Source organism: Thioclava sp. (genome assembly GCF_048263065.1).
Taxonomy (GTDB): Bacteria; Pseudomonadota; Alphaproteobacteria; order Rhodobacterales; family Rhodobacteraceae; genus Thioclava.
Map to the genome: position 1 here is coordinate 1 of NZ_JBLXEM010000062.1, position 8429 is coordinate 8429.

The 8429-nt window shown below is 61.3% G+C and carries 8 protein-coding genes; 7 read left to right on the forward strand and 1 reads right to left on the reverse strand.

What is annotated here, in order from left to right:
- The 3 genes from ACN0SD_RS20435 to ACN0SD_RS20445 form a co-directional block, all read left to right on the forward strand.
- A partial coding sequence (locus ACN0SD_RS20435; RefSeq protein ID WP_417810019.1) for a hypothetical protein occupies positions 1 to 212 on the forward strand: 212 nt, incomplete at its 5' end.
- Positions 213 to 243: 31 nt separating this feature from the next.
- Positions 244 to 1617 (forward strand): cytochrome P450, encoded by a 1374-nt coding sequence (locus ACN0SD_RS20440; RefSeq protein ID WP_417810020.1) that lies wholly within the window; start codon positions 244 to 246, stop codon positions 1615 to 1617.
- A gap of 82 nt (positions 1618 to 1699) precedes the next feature.
- Positions 1700 to 2557 carry a DUF533 domain-containing protein gene (locus ACN0SD_RS20445; RefSeq protein WP_417810021.1) on the forward strand — a complete coding sequence of 286 codons (858 nt, stop codon included), beginning with the start codon at positions 1700 to 1702 and terminating at the stop codon, positions 2555 to 2557.
- 15 nt (positions 2558 to 2572) lie between these two features.
- Here the strand turns inward: ACN0SD_RS20445 and parC are convergent, their stop codons facing one another.
- The gene (gene parC / locus ACN0SD_RS20450) at positions 2573 to 4801 is read right to left on the reverse strand and encodes a DNA topoisomerase IV subunit A (RefSeq protein WP_417810022.1); all 2229 of its coding nucleotides are present in this window, start codon (positions 4799 to 4801) and stop codon (positions 2573 to 2575) included.
- 178 nt (positions 4802 to 4979) lie between these two features.
- Between parC and ACN0SD_RS20455 the strand changes: the two genes are divergently transcribed.
- The 4 genes from ACN0SD_RS20455 (at position 4980) to ACN0SD_RS20470 (ending at position 7264) form a co-directional block, all read left to right on the forward strand.
- Complete coding sequence (locus ACN0SD_RS20455; RefSeq protein ID WP_417810023.1) at positions 4980 to 5474, forward strand: SH3 domain-containing protein; 495 nt, start codon at positions 4980 to 4982, stop codon at positions 5472 to 5474.
- A gap of 116 nt (positions 5475 to 5590) precedes the next feature.
- Complete coding sequence (locus ACN0SD_RS20460; protein WP_417810024.1) at positions 5591 to 6427, forward strand: SDR family NAD(P)-dependent oxidoreductase; 837 nt, start codon at positions 5591 to 5593, stop codon at positions 6425 to 6427.
- Positions 6428 to 6487: 60 nt separating this feature from the next.
- The gene (locus tag ACN0SD_RS20465; protein ID WP_038130171.1) at positions 6488 to 6691 is read left to right on the forward strand and encodes a twin transmembrane helix small protein; all 204 of its coding nucleotides are present in this window, start codon (positions 6488 to 6490) and stop codon (positions 6689 to 6691) included.
- The gene (locus ACN0SD_RS20470) at positions 6692 to 7264 is read left to right on the forward strand and encodes a cob(I)yrinic acid a,c-diamide adenosyltransferase (RefSeq protein ID WP_417810025.1); all 573 of its coding nucleotides are present in this window, start codon (positions 6692 to 6694) and stop codon (positions 7262 to 7264) included.
- Positions 7265 to 8429: the final 1165 nt, after the last annotated feature.

An 8429-nucleotide genomic window follows, 5' to 3' on the forward strand; every position in this document is an offset into this window, starting at 1 on the left:
GTCTTGCCGTGGTCAACGTGACCAATCGTGCCGATGTTGACGTGCGGTTTGTTACGTTGAAACTTTTCCTTAGCCATCTCGCGGGGCGCCTCTGCTTTGGGGGGCCACTAGCGCTGGCCCGAGTCAATATCGCGCGCTATCTATTGCGCTGGCGGAAAAAAATCAAGCCCGGATCGGGGAAATTCGGTCAAGCTTGGCTGCGTAAAGTTTGATCAATCCCGCCTCAGCCCTTACCTTTGGAAGATGGAGCAAACCGCCCCCACCGCACAGCCGCCCTTTCCCGCGCGCGCGAACCTTGCACGCAAGCCGCTCGGGATTGCCGCAAGCCTGCGTGCCGCGCGGCGCAACGTGCTGGAAATTATACCGGAACTGGCCACCCATGCGCCGATCATCTCGGGCAATACCGGGGCGCGCTGGCATATGGTGATGGACCCTGACGCTGCGCGCCATATCCTGAAAGACCGCGTCGAGGATTATCCGAAATCGGTCGTGACCAAGTTGATCCTTGGCCCGGCGGTCGGTCAGGGGCTGTTTGTTGCCGAGGGCGCGGAATGGCGCTGGCAACGCCGCGCGGCCTCGCCCGTATTTGCCCTGCGTAACATGCAGGCGCTGGCGCCGGTGATGCAGGCCGCCGCGCAAGCCAGCGCGGCACGCATCGCCCAACATGCTGGCACCGGGCGCGCGGTCGATCTGCATCAGGAAATGGTCACCGCGACCTTTGAGGTGATCTCCGAGGTTACCTTCTCGGGCGATGAAGGGTTCGACCGCGCCGCGATCCATCGCGCCATCGACGCCTATATCGCGCGCACCGCCAAGGTCTCGCTGCTTGACTTCTTTGCCCTGCCCGGCTGGGTACCGCGCCCCCATCGCCTCGCCTCGGCCCATATCGTGCGCGAGCTCAAGCGCCATGCCGATGCTGCGATCAGTGCACGCAATGCCGGGCACGCCAAGGATCGGCCCGATTTGCTGGACCTGCTGAAAGGCGCAAGCGATCCTGAAACGGGGCGCGCAATGAACGCCGCTGAGCTGCGCGACAACCTGCTGACCTTCATCGTCGCGGGGCATGAAACCACCGCGCTGACGCTGGCTTGGGCGCTGTATCTGTGTGCTTTCGATCCTGCCATCCAGACCGCCGCCCGCGAGCAGGGGCAAGATGTGTTGGGCGGGCGTGTAGCGGGCGTCGAGGATCTCGACGCGATGCCCCTGATCCAGCAAATCGTACAGGAAAGCCTGCGCCTTTATCCCCCTGCCGGGTTTCTCTCGCGCACCGCGCAAAAGCCCGACCGCCTGCTGGGCCGCGAAGTGCGACGCGGCGATACCGTGATGCTGCCGATCTACGCGCTGCATCGCCATCACGCGCTATGGGACGAACCGGACGCGTTTCGCCCCGGGCGTTTCGCCAACCCAACCCATGACCACTACGCCTTTTTGCCCTTCGGTGCCGGGCCACGGATCTGCATCGGCGCGGGGTTTGCCCTGCAAGAGGCCGGGATCATCCTTGCCACGCTGCTGTCACGGTTTCGCTTTAGCGCCGTGGCGGGGCGTGAACCGGTGCCCGAGATGATCCTCACGACACGCCCCAAAGGCGGGATTTGGCTGACCGTCGAGGCGATGTGAGAAAAGCGTGGGATTTTTCCCATGGCGCTCAACCGCCCGTCGCGTAAAGTTCCGTTAACGTAAATCAAAAGGGGGAAAAGCGATGTCTTTGATGGGAGCACTCGCAAAAGTCGCAATCGGCGTTGCCGTGGCCAAAGGCGTCTCCAGCATGGGGCGCAGCGCATCTGCAGGCACATCTGGCGCCTCAGGCGGCGGTCTGGCGGATATGATGGGCTCGCTGCTTAGCGGTTCGAGTAGCGCCGGGCCAGCAGGCGGCTTGGGCGGCCTGATGGAAAGCCTGAGCGGCGCAGGATCAAGCAGCATCGCCACCCGGTCGTCGCCACGCGGTCAGACCAGCGGCGGCTTGGGCGATCTGCTGGGCCAGTTGACGGGCGGTGGCGCGTCCTCTGGCGGATTGGGCGGCATGCTTAGCTCGCTTGCGGCGGGCGGTGCAGCGGGCGGTCTTGGCGGAATGCTCGGGGGCATGTTGGGCGGCGGCGCAGCACAACCAACCCCGCAGCAGACCGCCCCCGAGCACAGCTTTGGCGATCAGCTGAATTCAGCCTTCGCCAATGGCGGCGAACCCGCCACCCCGCCCAGCGCGGCACAAAATGCGGCGGCGGGCGTCATGCTTAAGGCGATGATCCAAGCGGTCAAATCCGACGGTAAAATCGACGCAAGCGAGCAGGAAAAACTGATGGGTCAGCTTGGCGATATCAGCCCCGAAGAGCGCGCCTTCGTGCAGCAGGAACTCGCGGCCCCGGTGGATGCCCAGGGCTTGGCGCGTCAAATCCCCGACGGGCTAGAGGCGCAGGCCTATACGATGTCCGTCACCGCGATTGATCTCGATAATCAAACCGAGGCGCAATATCTCGATAGCTTCGCCAAAGCGCTTGGGCTGGATCACGAGTCGGTCAACCACATCCACGCCCAGCTTGGCGTGCCCCCGCTTTACACCTGAGCGCAGGGTCGCAGACTAGTTAAACTTGTTGTCGCGCGGGAAACCGCGCGGCGCCATCCGCCCCGCCGAGGCACGTTTGCCGGTCCACTCGCTTAACTCCAGCTCGGTGCGGGTGCGCCCGGCCGGGTCTTTCCAGCTCAGACCATCGGCCAGCGTGAAGGTGGTGGCATCAGACAGCCCGCCATCCTTGTATTTCTGCAACCGCACACCCTTGCCGCGCGCCATTTCGGGCAATTCATCCAGCGCAAAGACCAACAGTTTGCGGTTTTGGCCCACGCAGGCGACATGATCGCCACTCGTTTTGGCACAAACCACTGTCTTGGCATCACCACGCATGTTCAGCACCTGCTTGCCCGAACGGGTCTGCGCGATCAGCTCTTCGGCGGGGCAGATGAAGCCATCGCCATCGCTTGAGGCCAGCAGGTATTTCTCGCCCGCTTTGGGCAGCAACAGATGCGTCACCTCGGCCTCATTGGGCAGATCGACGATCAGGCGCACCGGCTCGCCCATGCCGCGCCCACCGGGCAGATTGGCACCCAGCACGGTGTAGGCCCGCCCGTTCGCGCCCATCAGCACGATGCGATCCGTGGTTTCGGCATGCATCGCAAACATCGGGCCGTCGCCATCCTTGAACTTGACCTCGGCATCCAGCGCATTGTGCCCCTTCATCGCGCGCACCCAGCCCATTTTGGACAGGATGACGGTAATCGGCTCGCGCTCGATCATCGCCTCGATCGGCACCTCTTCGACCTCGCCCGCCTCGGCGAAACCAGTGCGGCGCGCGCCACCGGGTGCGGATTTTCCAAACTTCTTGGCGATGTCTTTCAGCTCGCCACTGATTTGCTTCCATTGCAGCTTTTCCGAGGCCAGCAAGTCCTCAAGCCCCGCGCGTTCCTCGGTCAGCGCGTCGCGTTCGCGCTTTAGCTCCATCTCTTCGAGCTTGCGCAAGCTACGCAACCGCATGTTCAGGATCGCTTCGGCCTGCACATCGCTCAGGTCGAACTCGGCCATCAACATGGCCTTCGGCTCGTCCTCATAGCGGATGATCTCGATCACCCGATCAAGGTTGAGGAAGGCAATGATATAGCCCTCAAGCACCTCAAGACGCGCGTCAATCTTGTCCATCCGGTGCTGGGAACGGCGCACCAACACTTCGCGACGGTGATCAAGAAAGGCGCGCAAAACCTCTTTGAGCGAGCACACCTTGGGCACCCGCCCGTCGATCAGCACGTTCATGTTCATGCTAAAGCGCAGTTCCAGATCCGAGCTTTTGAACAACATGCCCATCAGCATTTCGGGCTCAATCGTGCGGGTTTTCGGCTCTAGCACGATGCGGATATCATCGGCACTTTCGTCGCGCACATCGGCCAAAGCGGGCACTTTGCGGGTCTGAATGACCTCGGCCAAACGCTCGATCAGCTTGGATTTCTGCACCTGATAGGGAATCTCGGTGACAACAATTTGCCACTGACCACGCCCCAGATCCTCGCGCTCCCAACGCGCGCGCAGACGAAACGCCCCGCGCCCGCTGCGATAAGCCTCACGGATATTTTCGGGCGGCTCAACCAGCACGCCCCCGGTCGGGAAATCGGGGCCGGGAATATGCTCGACCAACTCGTCATCGGTAATGGCGGGGCGCGCGATCATCGCCAGACAGGCCTGCACCAACTCATCCAAGTTGTGCGGCGGAATGTTCGTCGCCATGCCCACAGCAATGCCGCTGGCACCATTTGCCAATAGGTTCGGAAAGGCTGCGGGCAGCACGATGGGTTCTTCCAACGTGCCATCGTAATTGGGGCGAAAATCGACCGAATTCTCGGCCAGACCGTCCAGCAACGCCTCGGACGGGGCGGCCAAGCGAGCCTCGGTATAGCGGCTCGCAGCCGGATTATCGCCGTCGATATTGCCGAAGTTGCCCTGCCCGTTCACCAGCGGGTAGCGCATCGCGAAATCCTGCGCCAAACGCGCCATCGCATCGTAGATCGCGGCATCGCCGTGCGGGTGATAGTTGCCCATCACATCGCCCGAAATCTTGGCCGATTTGCGAAAGCCCCCGGTCGGAGACAGCTTCAACTCGCGCATCGCGAAAAGGATGCGGCGATGCACCGGTTTTAGCCCGTCGCGCGCATCGGGCAGCGCGCGGTGCATGATCGTGGACAGTGCATAGGTCAGATAGCGCTCGCCGATTGCGCGGCTCAGCGGTTCTGAGGTCATCGATAGCGGAGTTTCGTCGTCTTTGCTCATGGGCTCGGGTGTAAAGCCGCGTTGCTGCCCGGTCCAGCGGGAAAACGTATCTGTAAGAAATGACGAGAAACTTTTCGCGCCGCTGCGGGATTCCCCAAGGGCAACTTGTAACAGAACGTGATAAACTAATTGTGACCCGATTCTGCCACGGGTCACAGGGGAAGACTTGGGGGAAGTCATGGGAAAGCTACTTTTTACAACGCTCGCGGGAATTTTTGTCTCGCTCACAATATTTGGTCGCGATTTGCCGGGCGATTCTGCAACCGTCGAGACGGACGCCGCGCCACAAGTCACTCGGAGCGCCAGTAATCCCGATCCGCTTTACGCACCCAACAAGATCACCGCGTCAACCGCACCGCAGGTAGTGCCCGCATCCGCGACCGTCAGCCCGGTCATCGCAAAAGCGCGCATGCCGGGACCCGCGCTGCGCCCCTCACCCGAATATCGCTCGATAGAGGCCCCGCAAGTTGCAGGCGGCTCGCTTTGGACCGTTTCGGCCAATGCGCTCAATGTGCGCTCTGGTCCCTCGACTGCCAACAGCGCGGTGGACCGCATTCGCAAGGGCGAACAGGTGCTCGTGATGTCGCAGCAATCGGGCTGGGCGCATATCAAGATCGAGGGCGACGGCATCGACGGCTGGGTCGCTGCGCGGTTTCTGACCCCGGCAAACTGACGCGCAACGCCGCCAAAACCTTGCCTTTTCATCTAGCTCCAAATACTCCCGCCGGAGACTAAGACGCCGAGGGCACCCTTCGGTGTCCGCGGCGGCGAAAATTTAGGGCGGGACAGATGGCCAAGACAATCCTGATCACCGGATGCTCCTCGGGCATCGGCTATGACGCAGCCCATGGGCTGAAAGCGGCGGGCTGGAAGGTGCTGGCCACGTGCCGCAAGGAAGAAGATTGCGAACGCCTGCGCTCCGAAGGGTTGACCTCGTTCCAGCTTGACGTGGCTGACCCGGATTCGATTGATGCGGGCTTTAACGAGGCCTTGGCGCGTGGCCGTGGCCGTCTGGATGCGCTCTATAACAATGCCGCGTTTGCCTGTCCCGGCGCAACTGAGGACATCCCCACAGGCGCGCTGCGCGAGATCTTTGAAACCAACCTGTTCGGCCTGCACGACCTGACCAACCGCGCGATTAAGGTGATGCGCGCGCAAGGCGATAATGGCGAGGGGCGGATCATCCAGTGCTCCTCGGTGCTCGGGATGGTCGGCTATCGCTGGCGCGGGGCCTATGTGGCGACGAAATTTGCGCTTGAGGGTCTAACCGACGTGCTGCGGCTGGAAATGCGCGACACTGATATCAAGATCGTGTTGATCGAACCGGGGCCCATCACCTCTAAATTTCGCAAAAACGCGATCACGCATTTCGAGAAATGGGTGGATTGGGAAAACTCGGCGCGTCGCCATCAATATGAAGACGACCTGCTCAACCAGCTTTACAAAAGCCGTGGCCCCGCCAAATTCGAATTGCCTGCCTCGGCTGTCACGAAGGTGATCCTCAAGGCGCTGGACGCCCCTAACCCGAAACCGCGCTACGCGATCACCGTTCCCACCCATCTGATGGAGGTCGCGCGGCGCATCCTTCCGGGGCGCGCGCTCGACTGGGTGCTCGCGAAAGGGTGAAAAAGCTTTCGCATACCTCCTCTTCCCGGCTATGTCTTGGCCAACAGGGAGAGGAATTCGATGCGCAGTGACCCGTTATTCTATTTAGTGGCCGCCGCCAGCCTTGCGGTGCTGGTCATCTTGATGATCGGAATTGCCGGGTTCGGGCGCGGCGGAGATTTCAACCGCAAACATGCCAATAAGCTGATGCGCCTGCGCATCGCGGCGCAGGCGGTGGCCATCGTGCTGATCCTGATTTTTGTCTATCTACGCAAGGGGGCCTGAATGGTCGTTCTCAATCGGATTTACACCCGCACTGGCGACGCCGGGGAAACCGCGCTGTCCAATGGCGCGCGGGTGGCGAAACACTCGCCGCGCGTCGCCGCCTATGGCAATGTCGATGAGCTGAACGCGACGGTCGGGTTGGCGCGTCTGCATGCGGATAGTGATGTGCAGGCCGCGCTATCGCTGATCCAGAACGATCTGTTCGATCTGGGGGCTGATCTCGCGCGCCCCGATATGGAGCGCGACGACGAGGCAGGCTATCCGGTCCTGCGCATGATTGAATCTCAGGTGACCCGGCTCGAAACCGAGATCGACGCGATGAACGCGAAACTCGAACCCCTGCGCAGCTTTATCCTGCCCGGCGGCACCGCGCTGGCCGCGCACCTGCACCTGTGCCGCACCGTGGCGCGCCGCGCTGAACGCGGCGCGGTCGAGCTGGCCACCACCGAAAGCGTCAACGAATGGGCGGTAAAATACCTAAACCGACTGTCCGACTGGTTCTTCGTGGCCGCCCGCATCGCCAATAATGACGGGCAAGACGACGTGCTTTGGGTTCCCGGCGCGAACCGGTGATGTAGTCACAGGCGGGGCTTCCAGTGAAAACACCGGCGCACGGAAGCGCTGAGCCCCGGGACTGGCCGCAGCCTTTCCCGTCGTCGGCGCGCCAAGGCTAATATATTCAGGGCGAATCCCAAGCGGCGATGCGTGAACTAACGGGCACGCTGCGCCGTGCCCTCTCAAGGCGATAGCTCCCGCCCGAGGCCAAACAGGGTATCACGTTCATTATTGGACGACCAATGAACTGCACCACGAATAGATCGGTGGAGCACTCATACAGCTCGCGCTGCGGGGTCGACCTGCGCGATTTCCCCATATTCAAGCACCACGATCCGGTTGGCCAGCGTCAATGCCTCGACCTGTTCATGACTGCTTAGCTCATCGTCCGATGCAGCCTGCGACGCAACCGCGCAATCTCTAGCCGCATCTCGACGCGAAGGGCGGCATCGAGGTTAGACTGCGGTTCTACGTACACAAGCGCTGTCGGATGGCCATGCGCTGACGCTGCCCGCTGGCAGGTACTTCGGACGGAGATCGAGATAAGAGCTTGTGCATGAGGTTCTCGGGCGGGCCAGGCTTGGCGATGGCTTGGTTCGGGGCCTCAACACCGAACAGCTTGCATCATGTTGGACAGTCGCCAGCTTAGATCTCTACGTGTCGCCCGATCCACGATCGTCACCAGACAGAGGAAGCCGTTCTTGACCGCCACATAGGTGATATCGGCGCACCCTTCGCCCGACAGGCTATGCTTGCATCGCCCACGCACGGCTAACCCGGCATATCTGCGGATTACAGCGCTATCGACAAGACATGGCCGCGGCTTCGGAATGGGGCGCGGCCTTTTGTCTGTCCGGCTTGGAAAGACGCATGATTCGAAAGTTACAACCCAAGGGCGTAGCAACGAAAAGCCGCACAATCGTAAGTCAAAATTATTTTGCAAATTTGGTTAATCGCTCGGGAAACGACGTGTTCTAGCACTTCGAAACCGTAGGATCGCCCGATTTCCGCCTGATTTCGAAGGGATTTATTAAGACAGAAAGCATATTTTCAAATGCAGGTTAGATCACGGTCGTCTGCTCGACCCGCCTCGGCCACCTGCGCGTACTAGGGTCAGGATTCATAACCAGAACATGACGACGGCGGCGAGGGCACAGGCTGACAGGAACACCTTTGGACATCT